At 42.7% G+C, this 21,710-nt stretch carries 20 protein-coding genes and 1 tRNA gene; 9 read left to right on the top strand and 12 right to left on the bottom strand.

The window, feature by feature from the left end; genetic code table 11:
- Positions 1-261, bottom strand: a 261-nt coding sequence (locus NTX75_10095) for an IS5/IS1182 family transposase (GenBank protein MCX5816571.1), incomplete at its 3' end; no start/stop codon positions are given.
- A 322-nt stretch (positions 262-583) separates the two neighbouring features.
- Here NTX75_10095 and NTX75_10090 point away from each other — a divergent pair.
- Positions 584-658: transfer RNA gene (locus tag NTX75_10090), tRNA-Val, on the top strand.
- Between the two features lie 85 nt (positions 659-743).
- Here NTX75_10090 and NTX75_10085 read toward each other — a convergent pair.
- The 4 genes from NTX75_10085 to NTX75_10070 all read right to left on the bottom strand — a co-directional run bounded on the left by NTX75_10085 (position 744) and on the right by NTX75_10070 (position 7,021).
- Entirely contained in the window at positions 744-2,447 is a 1,704-nt protein-coding gene (locus tag NTX75_10085) for a transglutaminase domain-containing protein (protein ID MCX5816570.1), read from the bottom strand.
- Positions 2,448-2,592: 145 nt separating this feature from the next.
- Positions 2,593-4,887, bottom strand: a complete 2,295-nt coding sequence (locus tag NTX75_10080) for a DUF799 family lipoprotein (protein MCX5816569.1) — start codon at positions 4,885-4,887, stop codon at positions 2,593-2,595.
- A gap of 11 nt (positions 4,888-4,898) precedes the next feature.
- A complete protein-coding gene (locus tag NTX75_10075) occupies positions 4,899-5,816 on the bottom strand; it encodes a hypothetical protein (GenBank protein MCX5816568.1) in 918 nt (305 codons plus the stop codon).
- 14 nt (positions 5,817-5,830) lie between these two features.
- Positions 5,831-7,021: an S-layer homology domain-containing protein gene (locus NTX75_10070; protein ID MCX5816567.1), complete on the bottom strand. Its 1,191-nt coding sequence runs from the start codon at positions 7,019-7,021 to the stop codon at positions 5,831-5,833.
- A 190-nt stretch (positions 7,022-7,211) separates the two neighbouring features.
- On the opposite strand from NTX75_10070, the gene NTX75_10065 reads away from it, so the two are divergent.
- A complete protein-coding gene (locus tag NTX75_10065) occupies positions 7,212-7,445 on the top strand; it encodes a hypothetical protein (protein ID MCX5816566.1) in 234 nt (77 codons plus the stop codon).
- A complete protein-coding gene (locus tag NTX75_10060) occupies positions 7,432-7,824 on the top strand; it encodes a PIN domain-containing protein (GenBank protein MCX5816565.1) in 393 nt (130 codons plus the stop codon). The genes NTX75_10065 and NTX75_10060 overlap by 14 nt, the downstream gene beginning before the upstream one ends.
- Positions 7,825-7,894: 70 nt before the next feature.
- Here NTX75_10060 and NTX75_10055 read toward each other — a convergent pair whose 3' ends face one another.
- Together NTX75_10055 and NTX75_10050 are read right to left on the bottom strand one after the other, a co-directional pair.
- Complete coding sequence (locus tag NTX75_10055) at positions 7,895-9,418, bottom strand: tetratricopeptide repeat protein (GenBank protein MCX5816564.1); 1,524 nt, start codon at positions 9,416-9,418, stop codon at positions 7,895-7,897.
- A gap of 54 nt (positions 9,419-9,472) precedes the next feature.
- Positions 9,473-10,078, bottom strand: coding sequence for a sigma-70 family RNA polymerase sigma factor (locus tag NTX75_10050; GenBank protein ID MCX5816563.1), 606 nt, complete (start codon positions 10,076-10,078; stop codon positions 9,473-9,475).
- 168 nt (positions 10,079-10,246) lie between these two features.
- On the opposite strand from NTX75_10050, the gene NTX75_10045 reads away from it, so the two are divergent.
- The 3 genes from NTX75_10045 to NTX75_10035 are packed head-to-tail and all read left to right on the top strand — an operon-like array spanning position 10,247 to position 12,042.
- Positions 10,247-10,711: a tetratricopeptide repeat protein gene (locus NTX75_10045; GenBank protein MCX5816562.1), complete on the top strand. Its 465-nt coding sequence runs from the start codon at positions 10,247-10,249 to the stop codon at positions 10,709-10,711.
- Positions 10,712-10,758: 47 nt separating this feature from the next.
- Positions 10,759-11,475, top strand: coding sequence for a DUF1566 domain-containing protein (locus NTX75_10040; GenBank protein MCX5816561.1), 717 nt, complete (start codon positions 10,759-10,761; stop codon positions 11,473-11,475).
- Positions 11,476-11,535: 60 nt separating this feature from the next.
- A complete protein-coding gene (locus NTX75_10035) occupies positions 11,536-12,042 on the top strand; it encodes a hypothetical protein (protein MCX5816560.1) in 507 nt (168 codons plus the stop codon).
- Between the two features lie 133 nt (positions 12,043-12,175).
- Here the strand turns inward: NTX75_10035 and NTX75_10030 are convergent, their stop codons facing one another.
- From NTX75_10030 to NTX75_10020, 3 genes are read right to left on the bottom strand one after another with little or no spacing between them, the layout of a single operon-like run.
- Positions 12,176-13,591 carry a tetratricopeptide repeat protein gene (locus NTX75_10030; GenBank protein MCX5816559.1) on the bottom strand — a complete coding sequence of 472 codons (1,416 nt, stop codon included), beginning with the start codon at positions 13,589-13,591 and terminating at the stop codon, positions 12,176-12,178.
- A 44-nt stretch (positions 13,592-13,635) separates the two neighbouring features.
- Complete coding sequence (locus tag NTX75_10025; protein MCX5816558.1) at positions 13,636-14,349, bottom strand: MBL fold metallo-hydrolase; 714 nt, start codon at positions 14,347-14,349, stop codon at positions 13,636-13,638.
- A gap of 39 nt (positions 14,350-14,388) precedes the next feature.
- The gene (locus NTX75_10020; protein MCX5816557.1) at positions 14,389-14,739 is read right to left on the bottom strand and encodes a phosphomannose isomerase type II C-terminal cupin domain; all 351 of its coding nucleotides are present in this window, start codon (positions 14,737-14,739) and stop codon (positions 14,389-14,391) included.
- Between the two features lie 247 nt (positions 14,740-14,986).
- Here NTX75_10020 and selB point away from each other — a divergent pair, with 247 nt between their 5' ends.
- The gene (gene selB, locus NTX75_10015) at positions 14,987-16,888 is read left to right on the top strand and encodes a selenocysteine-specific translation elongation factor (protein ID MCX5816556.1); all 1,902 of its coding nucleotides are present in this window, start codon (positions 14,987-14,989) and stop codon (positions 16,886-16,888) included.
- A 118-nt stretch (positions 16,889-17,006) separates the two neighbouring features.
- On the opposite strand, the gene truA is transcribed toward selB, so the two are convergent.
- Together truA and NTX75_10005 are read right to left on the bottom strand one after the other, a co-directional pair.
- A complete protein-coding gene (gene truA / locus NTX75_10010; GenBank protein MCX5816555.1) occupies positions 17,007-17,741 on the bottom strand; it encodes a tRNA pseudouridine(38-40) synthase TruA in 735 nt (244 codons plus the stop codon).
- Positions 17,738-18,022 (bottom strand): hypothetical protein, encoded by a 285-nt coding sequence (locus NTX75_10005; GenBank protein MCX5816554.1) that lies wholly within the window; start codon positions 18,020-18,022, stop codon positions 17,738-17,740. Before NTX75_10005 ends, truA begins: the two co-directional genes overlap by 4 nt.
- Before the next feature lie 150 nt (positions 18,023-18,172).
- Between NTX75_10005 and gyrA the strand changes: the two genes are divergently transcribed.
- Both gyrA and NTX75_09995 read left to right on the top strand, forming a co-directional pair.
- Complete coding sequence (gyrA, locus tag NTX75_10000; GenBank protein MCX5816553.1) at positions 18,173-20,590, top strand: DNA gyrase subunit A; 2,418 nt, start codon at positions 18,173-18,175, stop codon at positions 20,588-20,590.
- Between the two features lie 114 nt (positions 20,591-20,704).
- On the top strand, positions 20,705-21,700 hold the full coding sequence (locus tag NTX75_09995; GenBank protein MCX5816552.1) for an NAD(P)-dependent glycerol-3-phosphate dehydrogenase: 996 nt from the start codon (positions 20,705-20,707) through the stop codon (positions 21,698-21,700).
- Positions 21,701-21,710: the final 10 nt, after the last annotated feature.

Here is a 21,710-nt window from a genome sequence, read left to right as displayed (position 1 = left end):
TCGTTCAGGGATGGTTTCCATGAGTTCCCGTTCTGAACGGATGTTGTAAAAGAAAAAAAGAAATATGAGTTTTAAAATAACAGGAGGAGGAACGGAGACATTGCCATTTTGACCGTATTTATCTTCAACCTCTTTGTAGATAAAATTGAAGTCAATGAGTTCTTTTATCCTCCGTAAGGGGTGGTCCTTCCGTACCCTATCTTCAAGATAAATATTATACAAAAACAGGTTATCCCGGGGTGTATCATGATGACCCATCATAGCGTGTATCTCCTTGTAGTTACGATGAGTTATTCTACCATAAAGAGTCATTAAATACAAACTATATTGTATACAATTATGAACATTGTTTTGTGGTCCTGCTGTCATGAACAAAGTTTATACTGAGGGTTTGGGCAACAGGCCGTTTATTCTTGACTTTTGCAACCGGTGTAGTCCCCTCCCCCTCTTGAGTGTAGCTCAGAGATTGCCACGATCCGCCGTAGAACATCTCTCCTTATGCCACGGCACCCCCGACCCTTTGTTTCAACAACTTTCCCTTGACATGAAAGGCTGGTTGTTGTTATAAAATCCCATCATAAGTAGGCGCATAGCTCAGTGGGAGAGCGCTACCCTGACACGGTAGAAGTCCGGGGTTCAAAACCCCGTGCGCCTACCATTAAAATCAATGCATTAATTCATTTTATTAAGATGTCTGACAAATTATTATGATAACCGACATGCTGTCTCCCGGCAATATTTTTCTAATAAATCTTCTGGCCTGTCACCTTGAACACAAAGTCATAATTGAGTATATCCTTCCAGAGGTAACCTTTTAATGTGGAACGCGTATCGTCCGGACCGCCATATGGTTTCCCGGGTGTATAGAACCATGTCATTATTGCTTCTCCCGAGCGTCTCAGCACAATCCAGTATTTTCCCTCTTTTAACGGAGCCATACTTCCGTCATCAGGAAAAGTAAAATCTACCCAGTAATATCCATGTTTCTTTGATATATTCTCAAGAAAGACAGGAGGAGAACGAAACCCCAGAAGCGCCGGCTTTCCATTGTCATCAGAAACAATGTCAATATAGATTGTGCCGTCACCCCCGAATTTATGCATGGCAAGCGATACAGCCTTCAATTTAAGGGGTTCGGTTACCTTAAACGCCTGGGCATAGATGTGTTGCGATGTAGCATATTCTGCTGTCTCTGCATCGGGAATACCTACTGCCCTGTTTCCGACAATCCTGTATGCGTCTACAAGGGTTGGAAATTCCATATTCCCGAATTCAATATATCTGTCCTTTTGCAGTGGCGGTTTCACAAAGGGTGGCGGTTTCGCAACAGGGGGTGGTGGGGGCAGAGGGGGCACGGGCACAGGCTTATCCTCAATAGGTCCTGGTGGACCTGCCTTTGCCAGCAACTGGCTGCTTGCAATGTATGATCTGGGGGCATTAACCGTATACTTCGGCTTTATATTGACTTCATCATCAATAAAATGTGCGTCCATTGTGTTCGAATATTTCGGTGCATAAGACGTCCCTGTCCAGAGGACAGTAATGTCCATATAATCAAAACCATGCATCTCTTTAATATGCCTTGATGACGTAAACTGTCTTGACTGTTGAGGGTCATATGAGAGCCAGCCGAGATCGGGAAAATATATTTCTATCCAGGCATGTCCCCCCTGCCCCATCTTCTGGACAATGGTTTTGTAATCGCTTACCGGCATCGTCCACTGCTTGTTAAGGCTTATTCCGCCCACAATTCTTGCAGGTATCCCTGAAGCCCTCAGGAGGGCAACAGACAGGTGACCAATATTTGTACAGTTCCCCGATTTTACCTTTAATGTATAGCCTGCATCATAACGCGGAGGATTATAGCTGTATTTAATGGTATCAACAACGAAATTGAGTATGGCAGTTACTGCCTCGTATTCCGTTTTTGCATACTTTGTTAATTCCCTTGCAAGTGAAATTATTTCAGGATGATTACTCTGTACATACTCGGTTGGAGTTAAATATACATTTTCCTGTTTAGGAATGTTCGTGAGAGGAAATGACGTCCTGCTTTCCATTGCAGGCAGCAGCGTTTTTATCAGCGCTTCATACGTCATGTTGATTTGCGCATCTCTGTTTATATTCCTCCATACAACCCTTTTGTAGACATTTCCAAACTTGTCCGTCTCCTCACTAACACTTGCAGGTTGCGGGTCATATTGAATGCGAAGCCCCTGTATACTTTGTGATTGTGCTTTGTTTGAATAATTTGCAGGCAATGGGAGCCTGAGAGTCAATTCCGAAAGTGGCCTGTCAACATCCCACTTCATCTGTTTTGACATTTTGATTTTACTGTCCAGCCTGCCCTCAATAATGACGGTTTCTGCCCTGGTGAAGTCAAATCGAGGACATATAATTAATGTGAAAGATATCGTAAGAAATATAATTAAATAAAATTTCTTCATTTCAGATTGCCACACTCCACGGACGCAGGCTAAAGCCTGCGGCTACTATTCATTGCCTTCTTTACTTTTCACTTTTCACTTTGTCCCGCCTTCGGCAGGATTAAAGCTTTCACCTTTCACCGCCTTTTTCACTATTCACTATCCGCTATTCACTATTCACTGTATTTTTCATTCTTTCCAGCAAAAACTTCACCTGTCTGTCTTCCGGGCTTAATCTTATCAACTCATTGAATACATTTTTTGCCTCTTCTTCATTGCCTTTCTGGTAAAGAAGCAGCCCCAATGACTTTACCAGTGTTGAATCTTTAGGAAATTTCTCCACCCCTTCTCTTAATATTTTTAACGCATTATCGTCGTCCTTCATCTCCTGATAACAGAGAGCAAGGTAGTAATAAACGTCGGCAGAGGGATTTACCTTGAGTGATTCTTCGAAAAGCGTTGACGCCTTACCGTAATTCCTCTGTCTGAAATAGTTTCCGGCTTCAATTGCAAGTTCAGTCAGTTTATTCCGGCGATCTTCCTGGGTCATACTTACATAGGGGTTTAAAACTGCATCGACTATTTTCCCATCGGGAACCCGCAGGTTATATGCCTTAACGACATTTACATTTTCTAAACGCATTTCTTCCACATGGATTGAACCGAAATAATTGGCGCCAATCTTTACAAGGCTTTCCGATGCAATATTCTTCCCGTTATTGAAGATATTGTTATCTTTTATCTCACCGGAAAAATCTCTCATGGAAACACCGTCCTTATTCTGGAATATATTGTTCCAGATAATTCCGGCATCTGTTTTTTGAAGTTCTATCCCTGTCTCATTCTGTGAAATTGACAAATTTTTAATAACCGGAGCAGGTGTACCAATAACAAAGATCCCGGTATCACTCTCTGTAATTATCCCTCCTTCAATAAGTCCTTCAGTCTCTTTCATATATAATGCAGTTTCAGCGCCCTTTATGCGGAATCCGCCAGCAGCAATGCTTCCGTTTTCCATTATTATCCCGCTCCATTGTTCGGTTCCTGAAGGAAAAAACTCGACAGGAGATTCCTTCCCGTTCATAATCAATTTTCCATAAACAATGAGTGATGCCGCCTCATCAAACATTATTCTCGTTCCCTGCTCAATGGTGAGCGTTAAACCCTTTGGAACAACGAACTCATCTTCTATGGTATATATCCCTGACAAAATCGTGTCCTTTTCCAGGTCCCCTGCAAGGGCAACCGGTTCTTTTCCCACCAGGGATGCCCGCACTGCATCCTGTGGTTCCGATTCATTATCAGCCTGATCAATGGCAATGACACGGTAGTAATATGTCTTATCCTTGTCAGGGGTTCTGTCTTCATACGTATTCAGCTCTGTTGATCCTGTTTCTTTATAGCCGCTTAGAGGCTGCTCGCTTCTCAACACTTTATATATCTTTAAATCAGGGACGTTTTTCAGCGTCTCCCACGAGACCTCTATCCTGTCCTGAAAGCCTCTTGCTTTGAGTCCTCCTGCCGGAGGCGGCGGGGTTGTATCAATCGTTACCACACCGCTTACATCGATCCATTCCGTTTCATATCCCCCCGGTTTTTTAAGGGACACAATAACCGGCATGTCACGGGTATTATCACCGGGCATTACAAGGTATTCACCCATATAAATCCCAGTTTTCGTTTCTTTCATGGGGATACCCTTTTTGAAGTTCCCGATACTGAAGGTTGCAACAAGCTCTTTATCCCCCTCCAGTCCTGCTCTGACGATTTTACCTTTTCCAAAGGGGGTTTCCTTTGCATTGGTAAGCACTTCCTTAATGAGCGGTCTCTGCTCGGCGGCAATACCTTCGGGGGACGGTATCTTTTCATTTAATTTGTAAGCCAATTCGCTTATCAACCGTATCTGTTGTATCTCTCTCAGGTTCATGGCAGTTGAGATGGCTGTCATGATAGCATCCAGCGGGGACATAGGTACCCCTCCCCCATGATACTTTACCGAATCTCTGATCCTGAATACCTCTTTTCCTGTTTTAGCGTTCACCATCCACACTTCAGCCTCAACGGAAAGCTGGGAGTATACAATGGCATAAACCTTTTTAAAATCTATTATCTTCCCGTAAACCAGTCCATCGCATCCTATTGCGTCACACACATCACCCGGTTTGAGTTCATATATCTTTTTGCCCGATGATTTTTCAAGTTGAACAGCCTTTTCATCAACTATCGGAAGTTTAATCTCCGTATATGATTTAGAGCTGAAATGATTGTAGAATGCCTTCCTCGCTTTATTCGCCAATTCCACCTCTTCGGTTTCGTTTTGAAATGGAAGAATGGCAACCATCCGCGGGAGTTCGGCCTTATTAATGGATGCATCAGGCGCATCTGCCCTTGCCTGCCATAATGGCACAACAAAAGTCAGAACAAAGGCTATAACCGGAATAATAAAAATACTTTTTTTCATCTTTTCAGGGCTCATTTCAACACAAATGCCACCTTTGCATCTGCAAGGAATCCGGTCTTCTGGTTTGCAGAAAATATTTTAACTGCATCGTCTTCAGACACCTGGAGATCAGTGGGGTTTGTCGTCCCCGCAGCCTTTATTATTAACGGATTTTTCACACCCCTTGATTCAAGGGCAGATTGTGCTTTAGGAACACTGTTCGTATATTCACCGCACCCTTTTTCAATAAGAATCTTTTGACTTACCTTGGAAGGGTCATACAAAACCTCTCCTTTTTGTGTAAACACCCTGTTTATCAGGGCAGGTCTAAAATTATACCCTGTTGCATCGATAATAATGCCATCGTATCTCTCGTCAACCGGAACCGGCTTTATTATGTCAAGGGGTTTTGCAGTGGTTGCGACTGTTTTTTCTATTTTAGGATCACCAAGCACCTTCTTATACACCATTTCACCGACACTGCCCGGTCCGGTCATGCCGACCTTTACCAGAACAAGGGCAACCTCGTCCTTCTCGTTGTATTCCTTGTAAATAACCTGGGCGCCTTTGACAAACCCGGAGACCGCTACACGTACAACTTCATAGTTCAGCGCCATCTCCTTGATGGTTGCATCGCCCGCGATGCCGACTCCATCCAGAAATTGCGCGAGATTTCTATACGCAACTATTTCTGCCGCCCGTGTTGCAGTAAGCCTTTTCTGGCCGGGAGTAACGGCATCCTTTGAAGGCAGCCCTTCTCCTTCCATGATTATATAATTGTCAACAAAGGCCTGGGGGATTGTGCCTGTCATGGAAAGCTTCTCCTGGTTAAGCCACTTGTTCACTCTCGCAAACTTTTCATCAGCCAGTGCCGAGCTTGTCTGTCCATACGCATTAACAGCAAAAACGATTAACACCATAGAAAAAACGATTAAACCGGCTTTTTTCATACTATCCTCCAAAATCAGTTAATATTTATCTTCTGTTTCAAAATCCTGATGGCAAGTATTGCCTCTGCACCGTCAACAGGAGCATCAACTCTGAATATGCCTGACATATCTGACTCCATGATCCCTCTTGTGGTCATGTTCATAACCGCATTGTAAAAAGGTGATGTAGGCCTCACATCTGTGAAAGGGGATTTCTCCTGACCGAAATATTTCGTAGCCAATGTATTGTCTCCGGTGGTTTTCATGAGAATGTCTTCAAGGATAAATGCCATTTCTCCCCGTTTTACTATATCGCCCGGATTAAAGAGGTATGCCCTGGAGGCATTGTCGTATTTCAGCTCAAGCCCCCTTATTTTATATTTTAAGACGGTAAGCGCCTCCTCTTTGAACGGATAATCCTTTATATCTACAGGGACAAGTTCTTGCTGGAAAACCTGTCCAGTATATAATTTCCTCATATCGAGCTCACCTATAAGGAGCACAGCAAGATCGCCGCGGGTTATGGAATTTTGCACAGCAATCCTCTTGCCTATTTCACCGAGAGAAATACCTGACACTGCCCTGGCAATCTTGTCGTTCTTCTTCCAGGCTATGTCTGTATAACCATTCCATTTGCTGTCTTTCTTTGCATTAAGGACAAGAGAAAACATGTTTCTTGCCTTTTGAAAATCCTGAGCTCTCATATATGCAAGTCCCATGAAATAATCGAGTGATTCAACTCCCCCGTAATAGAGAAGAGCCTTTTCATTCACCGTAACCTTTTGGGCACGTTTATACGCATCTTCTGTTTTGGGAAGCCAGTTTTTGCCATCCATGAAGGTGTTTACGCGAATAACCGCGAGATAGAATGCAAACCTGTCCTCGGATGAGTTTATGGTTTTACCGAACTTCTCCACGTATTCAAGGGTTCTGTTTCTCTCCACGCTCTCGAAATCAGGATCTCTCTGAAGGGATGTCTTATAGGCGTACACAATCGCAAGCCCCCCGTAGGCAGGGGGAAAATCTTCATCGCAGTAAAGCGCCCGCTCAAACTTTGTCTGAGCAACTGCCATATCGCCCTGCTGCAGGACTTCCATGCCGGCAACGTAGTGCTGCTGAGGTGTATCGCCAGGAACAGTGCATCGTGAAACCTTCTGTGTTGCACAGCCGGTGGTAAAGACCATTAAAACTACTGTTAACATAATTAATATCATTAGTTTTTTCATAAACATCTCCCTTTAATTCAGTGAATAGTCGTTAGTGAACAGTGAATAGTAAAAGCATTGGTTGTTCACGGTTCACAGCCTTTTTTTGTATATCGTGAAGCTTATCTCGCCTGAAACTCGAACACATTGACAATAACAAAAAATATGAGCATAATATATGCGCATAATACATAAGCACAGGAGGTAAAACATGCGTATAACGGTACATATAAAAGATAGTCTGAACGATGACATAAAAAGAATTACTGCAAATGAGCATAAGTCCGTATCCTCTCTCGTTGCTGAATCCCTGGAGCATTACATCAAAGAAAAAAAACGCAGAAAAGCCGGCACGGACCTCCTGAAACTTGCAGGGAACGCATATGTTGCAGAGGATGTCTTGAAAACGCTCGATGCATGGAGAAGCGAAGATGACAGGACTTGATACGGGATTTTTTGTGGAGTTGCTCAGGGGCAATTCTGAGGCTATAACGGTCTGGAAGGCAATTGTCGACGGTATGGAGGATGCGTCTGTTTCCTGCCTTACAGTCTTTGAACTCAAAAGACTGGCGCTTAAAGGCGCACTAAAAGCTGATGAAGTTGAAACAACTGTACAGGCGATCTTTGCAGTGGGGGAAGTGGCATGGATAGACTCCACGGATGTCTGCGAGTTGGCAAGCAGGTTATCACACGGCTTGGGCATACCAGCGATAGATGCGTTGATTCTTGCAGGACTACTTGATTCAGGGGCACGGGAGATATACACTACAGACAGCCATTTTGAAGCGTATAAAAAGGATGGACTCGCCATAAAACGTTTATAAGTCATTTTTTGCCTTTCCGTCTTTCACTATTCACTAACCACCATTCACTATTCACTGCCTTTTCCGCCTTTCACTTTTCACTTTTTACTATTCTCCTCAGTTTCCCGGCAAGACCGGGATCAAGCTTCTGTAACTTATCCCTAGCATCAATTGCCTTTGCCCTCTGTCCCTGTGCAAGGTAGGCCAACCCCAGTTCGTAGTACGCATCTGCATCTTCCGGATCAAGCGTTACAATCTTCTCAAAAACCTTTGTCGCCTCATCATATTGTCCCATCGTTTCCAAATTTGTGGCAAGGTAAAACAGGGTATCAGTATTGTTCGGGTTAATCTTCAGCGCCTCTTCATATTCTTTCCTCTCCAGGTCGAAAAGTCGCTTTTTATAATACAGGAAACCAAGTTCAATATGGGCGCTTTCTAAATTAGGGTTAAGCTCTATCGCCTTTTTGAAAAGCCCTATTGCCTCATCCTGCCCTTGAGCATTCCGCGCAAGAATGCCCTTAAGATACAGGTTCAAGGCGCCAGCCGAAAAGTTAACATTTTTTAACTCATTTATCGCGATAGGCTGCCCATCCTTTATGAGCCTGAATGCCTCTTTTAAAGGGGCCGCCAGATTGATATTCTTTTCATCAGTTATAGTTAATCCTATCAGTCTTCCTTCCTTGTCAACCAGGGCGCCTCGTGTATATTGAGAGGTGAAAGAAACAAGCTGGATGTATTGAACTTCGCCCCCCGAACGGCTTCCTGCATAAGGCTTGAAATCACTGATAACCGCCTCACCTGTACCCTCTTTTAGTTTAGAAAGGTCGGTAATGATAAAAACCCTCTCCCCTATATTGACCTGTTTTAAATCGGCAACCTTAAAAGATGGCAGCGACTCGCCCCCAATCTTCATCAGTGCGATATTTTTTCCGTCGTCTTTCCATATGCTCTTTATCTGGTAGCTTTTTCCATCTCTCAGTGTAACCTGAACGGAGGTTGCTCCGGCTAACGGAGAAAGATTGGCAGCCACTGTTCCTTGTGAATCAATAATTACTCCCTGGGTATCCTTTATCATAATCCCGTTGTTGTCCAGAGCCTTAACATTTACAAAGGCATTGAGATTGAGCTCGGGAAGACCAGCCATTTCGCTCTTTGGGGTAAGGAATCTTATCATCCCCATAAGATTTATATCGTTTACGCTGCTGAATAAAAGAACAGCGCAAATACTCACGATACTCACTGTTACATACCGCCACTGTCGAAAAGGAAATGCAATGAATGAGGCTATCAAGCCAACAAAAAGATTTATAAAACCACGTGAGGATTTCTTCTCAGATTTTTTCCTTTCAAGATAAATGTTTTCTAACTTCGTAAGAAGGTGACAAGGGATAGTAGTCCATTTTTTTTGATAGTAAAGCAGTTCTTTTAATTCTGAAACCTGATCCAGGCAGTAAAGACACGAACTGATGTGCGCCTCTATCCTGATTGCCTCCGCCTTTGGCAACTTGTCTTCGATATAAAGACCTATAGTTGCAGTATCAGGGCAAGTCGGGGTCTTTAATGCTTCAGCGTTTTTGAGGGCTTCTTTTAACTTTGATTCAAAAGACGTATCCATAATTTTAGTTTCCACTACTAAAGACTAAGAAACCGGCAATTTTCTTCCCGATTTTTATTCTTCACCAAGCTCCTCTGCTATCCTTGCCCTGATCCGTGAATATTTGGAGGCAACGGTTCCGGTAGGAATCTTCAATATTGTTTTAATATCCTCATCTTTGTATCCTTTGACCTTCATCAAAAAGATTTCCTGGTCGAGCAAGGGATAGGTCTTCATGATCCCTGCCGCCTTTTCAAGCAAGTCCCTATCCTCTATGGCATAATCCGGTCTCGAATTCTTATCCGGGTCTTGTATGGTATCCATAAGTAACAGCCCGTCCTGGCCATCTGTTCGGCCATCCAAGTTCATTTCACCATTTAATTGTATTGTTCCCTTTGTTTTATTTTCAGAAGTTATATGGCTTCTCGCTTCATTTATGACGATTGTCTTGAAATATTTGAGGAATTCATATTCGGAGGTCCCCCGGAAATGTTTAAACCCTCCGTTTACAAGCTTGACGAACACATTTTGAAGAATATCATCCTGCTCAACCGGTTTGAAATCAAAAGAGCGCAAAAGGATATTCTTTCCCAGAGGGGCAAAATCCTTTACGAAACCCTTCCACGCATCCCCATCTCCTGCAAGACATCTTTCAATGGTTGAAATAACATCCCCCACCATAAAAGCATTATACAGGGATTTAAAAAAATTGTGAATATATATTGAAGAATTGCATGGAATTTCTTCATCCTGTTGGAAGAAAATCTTTATTTTTTGAGTCTTTATAATCAGGTGGATTGCATTTTATGAGTAGAATTTACTTTATGCCGGCCGAAAAAAAGGAATATAATGCTTAATATGAGAATGATCATATCAATATCCATCCTGCTTTGTCTGATAATTTTCCAGACTCTTTGCGTTGCGGCAGACGGGTGCGAAGATGCAATACAACTCTACGACGAGAAGATGCTCTTAAGGGATATGAACTATAAAGCAACAAGAGCTACCGAGACCCAAAAACCTCTCGTGCAGAATAACGATAAACAGGGGGAGCCGGCAGCGATGGAAGTTCCCCGTTCAATAAGATATGACACTTCTTTACTCGAAGTAGGAGCAAAGCTTTTCCGGTCAGGCAAATTGCACGAGGCTGCGGCTGCCTTTGAAACCGTACTGGAGCAGTTTAGAGCGGAAGGTTTTGCTGATGGTGAGGCTGCGGCACTCGGCAACCTCTATCTCACATATCTCGCCCTCGGCGATGAGCAAAAGGCATTGGAATACCTCGAAGAATACCGGAAGAAGAGGAGAAGAAAATAGGAAATAGGAAGCGGAAAGACATCTGGAAGATCAATACAGACCTTGTAATGAAAGAGATGAGGCATCATATTAAATCAGCGGTTCAGATGATCTTTGTCATTCTGATTATTGCAGTAGTTATGGGATGCGGAGAAAAGCAGACAGGTATCGAAGGAAAGGTAATTGACGGTAAGGGGCAGCCTATGTCCGGGATAAAGGTCACTGCTAAACAGTTTCGGCCTGTCAAGGGATATGAACAATTCGAGACTACAACCGACTCAGAAGGGATCTTCCGGTTCAAGGGTCTTTTCCCCACATCCGAGTATTCAATTGTTGCGTGGTCAGACGAATGGAAAACATCGGAGAAGGCGATGGTAAAAACTGGATTGGTAGGAAAGACAAGTATACTATCCTTGCCAATAATGGTTCGTTTTACTCTTTCAAACGATGGCATTATAACAGACTCTAAACTCGGGCTCCAGTGGGCGCCTGCGCCGGATCAGCCTATGGATTGGTTTCAGGCCAAAAAATACGCGCAGAAACTCTCTCTTGGCGGTGGAGGATGGAGACTGCCCACCAGATCGGAACTGAAAAGTATATATAGTATATCGATGAAAGGCGGCGCAGACCCTGTTTTTCAAATTAACGAAAATTGGGTATGGACCTCGGAAGCTCAGGGTGATTCGGCATGGTTCTGTAGTTTCGTTTACGGTCGCGAGGGCACGATCTTCCGCAACTACTTAGGCAGCTATGGTCGCGTGCTGGCGGTACGTTCCCCGAAGTGATGTGGAACAAAGGATTATATGTGTAGTGAATACCTGAATGAAGTCAAGGAGGCCAAACATATGAAAAAGACCGTTATTTTACTTATTTTATTGTTTGTATCATGCTTTGCATGGGCACCGTATGCCCATGCTTTCATCCTTATTACACAGGAAGAAGCACAAATGCAGGAGGCCCTACTGGAACATGTTCCCTTTACCGCAAAACATCCTGGCTTTTCTGATACAGAAACGGGAAAAAGCCTTATTGCTGTTCCTGAAGCCAACGGCGCTGGTCCGGAAATATCCGTTCTTTCCCCGGATTCAGACAAGACAAACTTCTCTCCGCTCAAAATAATGGTCAAATTTACACCCCGCGAAGGATCGCAGGTAGATCTTTCGACATTAAGGATAGAGCTCCTGAAACTGCTCACAATCAACATCACCGACAGATTGAAGGGATACGCAAACAATGACGGGATCTTTGTAGACAAAGCTGAATTGCCCTCGGGCAATTATAAAATCAAGGTTATTCTTGGCGACACAAAAGGAGGCATGACAAGCAAGGTTTTTGTACTCAAAGTACAGTAACAGCTAACAACCTGGGGGGGAATCTACCCAGCGAGTACCTCGATCGAGAGGGGGAGGCTCCAAGTGAACCGTTCAAGCCGTTCGATTAGTTCGGGCTGTTTGAACCATTTAAACGGTTTAAGCGGTTTGAACATTATTTCCTACCGCCTGTTTTGCCTGATTTAGTTCTTGCAGGCGCGGAAGAACCGGTCCTTGCCGACCCCGATGGACCGGGCCTTGGAGCCGATACAATCCTCGGAGATGATGGCGCACGAGCAGGCGGGGACGCCCTCATGTGCTGGGGTTTGCTGTCTCTGCCTATCTCAACGGTTCTGAATGTTCTCTGTGTATGTGGGCGTTTAGTTTGAGATGTGCTTTGATATGGGCCGCGCTGAATTGCGGTGCCTGGATATTGGCCGCGCTGACCGGCATTGCCGGCAGGATTTACCGGAACCGATTGTGGCTGATTCTGGATTTTATGAGTATGGCCAGTTCCTGAGGGCCTCGATGTCAGTTCAACGGCTTTATTGTAATCTTTAGTCGCCCTTTCCCTATCGCCATATTTGGTATAAATATCACCGCGATTTCGATAGGCGTTAACATGAGAAGGATTAAGTTCGATTATTTTATTAAAGTCCTTTAGTGCCTTATTGTATTTACCAACGTAGCTATATGTCATACCCCGCTGAGAATAGGCCTCTGCATATTTGGGGTCTATTTTAATGGCCCTGTCATAATCTTTCACTGCCTGCTTGTAATTGCCAAGATTAAAATATACGATTCCACGGTTGTGGTACGCAGGCGCATATTTGGGGTTTATCGTAATAACTTTGTCGTAATCGTTAAGCGCCTGTTGATAATACCCTTTCTCTGCATAGACAATTCCACGGTTATTATATGCAGCAATAAATTGAGGATACATTACGGTTGCTCGGCTGAAGGCATTAATTGCATCGTCGTAGTTTCCCGACAATGAGAATGAGTATCCTCTGTCAAACGAGTCAATTGCGCCCAATTGTTTGACCGCTTCTACATATTCCTTTTGCTCATCCTGTCTGGCTTCTGTTTTTGCTAACTCCAGTTCTTTCTTTAACCTGTCCACTTCAGACAGCAACTCATCAGCCCTTTTTCTCGTCTCTTCCAATTCTTTTATCTTTTGACGGTCCTGTCGAAGTGCATCAATCGACCTGGCAACCTGATCCGTATCTGCCGTAACTTCCGCCTTCAAGCGGTATGTAAAGCCGTCCCACTCTTCTTTCAGTACATTAACGCTTACTATTCCGGCTGTTAATACAACGATATTGTCTTTTGTTAACTGGAAATTAGCGATTTCCGTTTCTGTCTCCAGATATGTGCCTAATTCTTCTAAAAGTATCTTTTTGACCTGTTCGATGGCAATGGTTCTGCACGAGATCTTACTATCAGCATCTCCCGCCTCGTAGGCATAATCCTTCTGTATGGTAACCACATTTGCAAAGGATGTGCCTGAAATTACAGAGAATAAAAGGACACAGATTATTAAAATTGAAAAAGACGTCTTGTTAAATCGTTTAAGAATATAGAGCCACATATTTATAATTATTGCTCTTTAAATACAATCTGTCAAATATTCGCTTATTCTTCCTTCAAAATCACAACCTCAATTTTCCCTTTTAAATCTTCTGCAAACTTTTCTGCATTCATCCTGGTGCCGATTATTGTACCATAATGCATCGGTATGGCAATGTCCGGTTTTATATCAAGCGCTGCCTTTGCAGCCTCTTCCGCTGTCATGACGTAGGTGCCTGAAACAGGGAGAAAAGCGATGCCTATATTCTTGAATGTCTTCATCTCGGGTATATAATCTGTATCCCCTGCAAGATAGAGCCTCTGCCCTTTCAGGGTAAAAATATATCCAACATCGTTGTTATCTTTCGGATGGTATTTTTTGTCAATATTGTATGCCGGCGCCGCTTCAATGTGGATGTTACCGATATTGAATACATCCCCTGGCTTTGCTGTCTTAACATTTCCCGACAATTTGGCAGCGCAGGATGGCGTTGCAACTATTACAGTATTGGGCCCCTGTATTTTTTTCACGTCTTCCGGTGAGCAATGATCACGGTGTTCATGGGTTATCAGGATAATGTCTGCTTTATCAGCTACATCCTTATCCTTTATCTTAAAGGGGTCTGTATAAATTACCTTTTCGCCTGTTATTTTGAATGTATCGTGCCCCAGCCAGTGAATATCCTTAAGGAGTGATTTTGCGCTATTTACATCAGCATTCACAATCCCTGCAAAGCAAAAGACAAAAATGATAAAAAATAAGTAAACCGATTTTTTCATGTTACCCTCCTGAATTATTTCGATGTTTTGGCATTGCTTTTAGGTTCTTCCGAAATCATCCTCCACCCTTATTATATCATCTTCTCCGAAATATTCACCCCTCTGAACCTCAATGAAAACAAGGGCATCATGCCCGATATTTTCAATCCTGTGAAGGGACTCTTTCTTAATATTTATACAATCACCTGACTTCAATACAAAATCCTTCCCGTCTATCGTCACCCTGCCCTTTCCTCTCACGATTTCCCAGTGCTCTTCGCGCTTGAAGTGTTTCTGATAACTCAGGCGTTTACCGGGCAATACATCTATTCTTTTTATCTTGAAATCTTCTTCATCCATCAGAACCAGCCATTTACCCCAGGGCGGTGTACTCATCAGGTCTTTTTCCATTCCCCTCAGCATCTCCTGTTTCGAATTTTGATAATGTTTTTATACTGCTTTAACACAATATAATCAAGAATTTATCAACATTGCCATGGATTCTTTACGCAGGCTAAAGCCCCGGCCAAGACCTGCTTCGCACGCCTATCGGGGCAGGCCTGCGGCTACCAACTATTCACTGTTTACTGTTTGCCTTTTACCTTTCACGATGACTTCATTGAGCGCCCCATGAAAATAGTGTATAGTTAGATAACCTATGAAGAAGATTGTTATTGGTACAGCAGGACATATCGACCACGGCAAAACCTCTCTCATAAAGGCTTTGACCGGCATTGACTGCGACAGGCTAAAAGAAGAAAAAGAGCGGGGAATCACCATAGAGCTCGGCTTCGCCCATTACAAATTCGGTGATGGCCTGCTTTTGGGGATTGTTGACGTACCCGGACACGAAAAATTTGTCCGCCATATGGTCGCCGGTGCATGGGGTATTGATATGGTCCTCCTCGTTGTAGCTGCCGATGAAGGTGTGATGCCCCAGACAAAAGAACATATCGACATATGCGAGCTGTTAGGTTTGAGCAAGGGTATTGTTGCAATCACAAAAAAAGACCTCGTTGACGAAGAAATGCTGGAGTTGGTTAAGGAAGATGTTAAAGATTTCCTCAAAGGCAGGCCCCTCGATGGTACACCCGTAATCACAGTGTCATCTTCAACGGGTGAAAATATTGGCCTGTTGAAAGATACAATCATAAACGTTGCAAACAAAATACATGAAAAATCAAGAGAGGGGATATTCCGGCTCCCCATCGACAGGGTTTTTACCCTGAAAGGGCTTGGCACCATAGTAACCGGAACATGCATATCAGGTCATATCAATGTTGGCGACGAAATAGAGATTTATCCCCTCAATACATATGCGAAAGTGAGGAATATTCAGACCTACCACGAAGATACAATAGAGGCAATGGCCGGAGAGCGTGTCGCCTTGAACCTTCAGGGCATTGAAAAAAATGATATCGAAAGAGGTACCATCATCGGGCGACCCGACACATTGCTGTTGTCCAACAGGATAGACGCTACGTTTAAATATTTAAAGCTGCCTTACAAGCCTATTAAAACCGACACAGTTCTGAGATTCCATATCGCCACAGCACAGGAAGAAGCGCGGCTCGTTATACTGAAAAAAGACATCATCGAACCAGGTGAAGAACTTTTTGCCCAATTTGTTTTTCCAAAACCAGTCGTTGTGCTTCCCGGTGACAGGTTTATTATCAGGGGGTCTTATGCAATCCAGACTATCGGCGGCGGGAAGGTCCTCGATATAATGCCGCCCAAACACAAAAGAAAAGCTGAATATCTTGACTCAAACCATGCAATTCTGACCGAGGGTACCTTCAACGATAAAACCGAATATCATGTATTAAAAGGTGGCTATGCCGGTATACAGAAGAAAACATTGTCCATCCTTTTAGGCAAGAACGAAGCGGGAATTGACAATATACTGGACAACCTGAAACAGAAAGGGAAAATCAAATCTGTTGGAAAAATATTAATACACATGGATAAGTTCAATATGTACAAGAATATGCTTAAAACATATATGGAGGATTTTCATACGAAAAACCCCTTGAAAGTTGGCCTGTCAAAAGAAGAATTAAGAACGAAACTGCCGAAAGTAGAACCAGCGATATTTCAGACAGCACTTGACCAATACATCAACCAAGGGCTCATAGAGGCCGATAAGGATAAGGTAAGACTAAAAGGAGCTTCGCAAACGCAAATAAATAATCAGGATATTTCTGTACTTGAAGAAAAATTATTGAAAAAACTATACAAATATGGCCTCACTCCACCGGGTTTGAAAGAACTTTCATTAGAACTGGATCAGCCTGAAAAACACATCAAAGACATTATTGAAAGACTTACATACGAAGGAAAAATTGTAAGAATCAAGGGCGATATGTATTTTCACAGAAACATTATAGAAAACATCAAACAAAAGGTAACCGGTTATTTAAGAGAAAACAAAGAGATGGCACCCACAGATTTCAGAGTACTCTTTGATATTTCCAGAAAATATATGATACCGGTGCTTGAGTACCTCGATGAAATAAAACTGACAATAAGGTCCGGTGATAAGAGGATTCTGAGAAGCTAAAACCCGTATATCGTCGTTTGTACATCGTACGTCGTAAAAATCTGTTCACGGTCTTTTCACCTTCCACCTTTCGCATTTCGCATTTTCCTATTCACTATTCACTATTCACTGCCTTTTGTCAGTACTTGATTTCCCGCAGGAATAACCCTTTCGCCGGCGCCGTAGGACCTGCATTTTCCCGGTCTTTTGACTCAAGGATATTTTTGAAATCTTCCACAGTGAGCTTACCGGAACCGACAAGCATGAGGGTTCCCACGATATTCCTCACCATATAACGCAAAAATCCTGTTGCCTCGATGAGAATGTATATGAAGTCGCCTTTCCTCTTAACGCCCGTTTTTATCACTTCCCTCATAGTGCTCTGGTATATTTCGTCCTTTTTCTTAAAGGCTGAAAAATCGTGCATACCGGCAATAAGTTTTGCCGCGTGGTTCATGAAAGAAACGTCAAGCACATAAGGAATATGCCAAACATACCGCCCATAAAAAGGTGAGTTATAGGGTGTATTCAAAATAGAGTAAACATAAATTTTACTTTTTGCTGAATAACGGGCATGAAAATGCTCATCCACCTCACGTGCATTCCGTATTCTTATGTCCGGCGGTAAATGACTGTTCAGCCCTCTTGCCAGGCCTCTCAATTCAATTGTGCTCATCGTAAAAAAATTTATGGTCTGCCCGAAGGCATGAACACCACTGTCAGTACGAGCCCCACCGTAAATCTTAACTTTGTGATTTACGATGTTTTCAATTCTTTCCTGCAGTATTTGCTGGATTGTTATTAAATCGGGCTGGCATTGCCATCCGTGATAGGCTGTCCCGTCATAGGAGACAACCAAGGCGATGTTTCTCATCTATTCTTTTTCTTGACGCCTTCTTCGACTTTCAAGTTTTCTTTTGGCTTTGCAGCCTCTTTTGTTTCTACGGTTGCTTTCGTGTTGATAACTGTTTTTTCTTCAATCCTTTTATAGAGCTCCTCAAGTTCCTTTTTTAATCCGATATTCTCGGCCTTTAAGAAGCTATTTTCTTCTTTTAATAACCTGATTTCTTCCCTTAACCCTTTTGCCTCTTTACTGCAGGAAAGGCATCCCAGGGCGAAAAAAAGACAAGCTATAAAAACAATTGTTGTTCGCATGTTTCTTTATTTTCTACAATATCATCAAATTTGTCAATAGGTTATTGTCCATACTCCATGCTAAAGCTGCTTGTAAATATTTTCTTTAGTTTGTCAACGGGGCGCTGTTTGTGTTAAAGTAATAAAAACACAATTCACGGAGGCTTCCGGATGCATACATCTGTCATAACTGTGCCTATTGAAGAAGAGATGAAGAGATCATACCTCGATTATGCCATGAGCACCATCATAGGCAGGGCTCTTCCTGATATACGGGATGGTCTGAAACCTGTTCATAGAAGAATCTTATACGCCATGTATGAGTTGAACAATACACACGATAAACCATACAAAAAATCGGCAAGGGTTGTCGGTGATGTTATCGGTAAATTCCATCCTCATGGCGATCAGGCAGTATATGATGCAATTACACGTATGGTTCAGGATTTCTCACTTCGTTATCCGCTTATTGATGGTCAGGGTAACTTTGGTTCCATCGATGGTGACGCACCTGCAGCAATGCGGTACACAGAGGTAAGGCTTTCAAAGATTGCCGAAGAAATCTTAAAAGATATCGAGAAGGGCACAGTTTCTTTTAAGCCAAACTATGATGAGTCCATTTTTGAGCCAATGGTAATGCCCTCAAAAATTCCGAATCTTCTCATTAACGGTTCGTCAGGAATAGCCGTTGGAATGGCAACAAATATTCCGCCGCACAACCTTACAGAGATTACAAACGGCATCGTGGCTTATATAAATAACCCGGATATTACATTGGATGAGCTCATTGCACTTATCCCCGGTCCTGATTTCCCCACTAAGGCCATAATCTACGGGAGACAGGGGATCAGAGAGGCCTACAAAACAGGAAGAGGGCATATCACCCTCCGTGCAAGGTCAGTAATTGAAAAACATAAGAAAGACGGCAGGGAAGCCATTGTCATAACGGAAATCCCATACCAGGTAAATAAAACACGCCTCATTGAAAACATCGTTGAACTGATAAATACGAAAAGAATTGAAGGCATTTCTAATATAAAAGATGAATCGAACAGAGAAGGCATGCGGATTGTATTAGAGTTGAAACGGGGTGAAATGGCAATACCCATTTTAAATAAACTTTATAAACATACCCAATTGCAAACCACCTTTGGCATAATTCTCCTCACAATTGTGAATAACGAGCCGAAGACCCTGAGCCTTAAAGCGCTGATTGCCGAGTTTGTAAACTTCAGAAAAGAAATCGTAACCAAAAGGTCAATATTTGAGCTGAATAAGGCCTTAGACAGGCTCCATATATTGGAAGGGTTTAAAATAGCGCTTGCCAATATCGATGAGATAATCGCCCTTATAAAAAAATCACAGAATACACAGGAAGCAAGAATTTCGTTAATGGAACGTTTCGCCTTTTCTGAAAGGCAGGCAACGAGCATTCTTGAAATGCGCTTACAACGACTCACCTCACTTGAAAGGACAAAGATTATCGATGAGTACAATGCGACTGCTTTAGAAATAGAAAGACTTCAGCAGATACTCGCCGATGAAAAACTCCTCCTGAGCATCATAAAAAAAGAACTTATTGAAATTAAAGAAAAATACGGGGATGGAAGGTTAACCGAAATCGTTGACTGGCTGCCGGAAATTACAACGGAAGACATGATCAAGGAAGAAGAAGTGGTTGTAACCATTACATACCGGGGCTATATAAAACGGACACCCGTAGACCAGTACAAACATCAGGCACGGGGCGGAAAGGGAAAGATTGGGATAATAGTAAGAGACGAAGATTTTGTTGATCATCTTTACATAGCTTCCACTCACTCTTACATTATTTTCTTCACAAATACAGGCAAGGCGCATATTGTTAAAGTATTTAATATCGCTGAAGCGCAAATGTCCTCAAAAGGAAAACCTATCGTTAATCTTATCAATATTGATAAAGATGAAAGGATTACTGCTGTCGCACATGCAAGAGAGTTTTCAGAAAACAAGTTTTTATTCCTGGTGACCAGGAAAGGACAGGTAAAAAGGATAACCCTTGATTCATTGAAACATTTGAGGGCTCCCGGCATAAGGGTAATAAGCCTGCCGGACGATGACAGTCTCATATGTGTCCTTGAAACAGATGGTCAAAACGAGTTGATGATCGCTACAAAAAAAGGTATGTCTATCAGATTCAAGGAAACAGAAATCAGGCCAATGGGCAGGGTAGCATACGGTGTCAGGGGAATAAGACTCAAAAAAAATGATGAAGTAGTCTCTGTTGAGATTGTAAGCCAGGATTGTAATGTCTTTACCGTTACAGAAAAGGCCTACGGGAAATGCGCCCCATGTAGCGGATACAGGCTCCAGGCAAGAGGAGGCAGCGGCATAATAAATGTAAGATGCGGGGATAAAAATGGTGAAGTAGTAAGTCTTAAAGAGGTAAGCAATAAGGATGAGGTTATTCTCGTGACCGATACAGGGAGAACGATACGTTTCGAAACGAAAAACATACCGGTACAGAAGAGGGGCGGCCTCGGGGTTAAACTTATGGATTTAAAGGAAGATAAAAGGATACACGGGGTAGCGGTAATTGAGGAAGAGTAGTTTGATACTGGATGCTGGATGCTGGATGCTGGATGAATTAAGTTGAAATTCCTCATTCACACAATTGCTTGAATCGGGATGCATAAACATATTGTCAATGAAATGCGAGATTAGATGAATATCGGGATAATCGGCGCTGGTGCATGGGGAACTGCTTTTGCCATGCATCTTGCAAGAAAAGGTATTAACATCCTCCAGTGGGTATACGAGGCAAACCTTTATGAAACACTAAAAAAAGACAGGGAGAACAGACTTTATCTTCCCGGTTTCATATTGCCCCAGGCCATTGATTTTACCAATGACCTGCATATCCTTGCCGAGAAATCAAATAATATTATAATCGCAACCCCATCTTTTGCCTTACGAAAAATTATTGAACCTGTAGCCCACATTTTAGCCCGTAAAAACATACTTATCCTCACCAAAGGGCTTGAAATTGACACCCTGTTACGCATGAGCCAGGTAACCGAAAAAGTGCTGAACAAAAAGGATAATCGTATAGCAGTCCTTTCAGGCCCTTCCTTTGCAGAAGAAGTGGCTCGCGAAGCATTCACTTCTGTTGTCGTAGCCTCAGCAAATAAAGGGCTTTCAACAAATTTTCAAAGATTGATTCATAGTGACAATTTCAGGGTCTACACAAGCGAAGACCCAATAGGAGTTGAACTTGGCGGCGCCATGAAAAATGTTATGGCAATTGGTGCCGGCATTATCGGAGGATTAAAGCTCGGCACGAATACGCAAGCAGCCTTTATAACACGGGCAATTGCTGAAATTAAAAGACTTGGCAAGGCATTGGGCGCAAAAGAAACTACATTTATGGGACTTTCCGGTATTGGAGATCTTATACTCACATCGTATGGTCAGTTGAGTAGAAACAGGTGGTTCGGGACAGAATTAGCCAGAGGGAAAAAACCGGCAACTATTATAAAAGAACAGAAGAAAGTCGTTGAAGGGTACTATACGATCAATGCTGCACACGCATTCTCGAAAAAATTCGACATAGAGATGCCTATTACAGAAGAATTATACAAGATTATCTATGAGGGGAAAGACCTTTTTGCCTCGCTCAATGATATTAAAAAGAGAGCCCTTAAGGAAGAAGACGATTAACAATTTCGAA

This window comes from Pseudomonadota bacterium (assembly GCA_026388315.1).
Lineage (GTDB): Bacteria > Desulfobacterota > Syntrophorhabdia > Syntrophorhabdales > Syntrophorhabdaceae > MWEV01.
The sequence above is the reverse complement of the archived record's forward strand: the minus strand, read 5'-3'. Positions and strand labels throughout refer to the sequence as shown.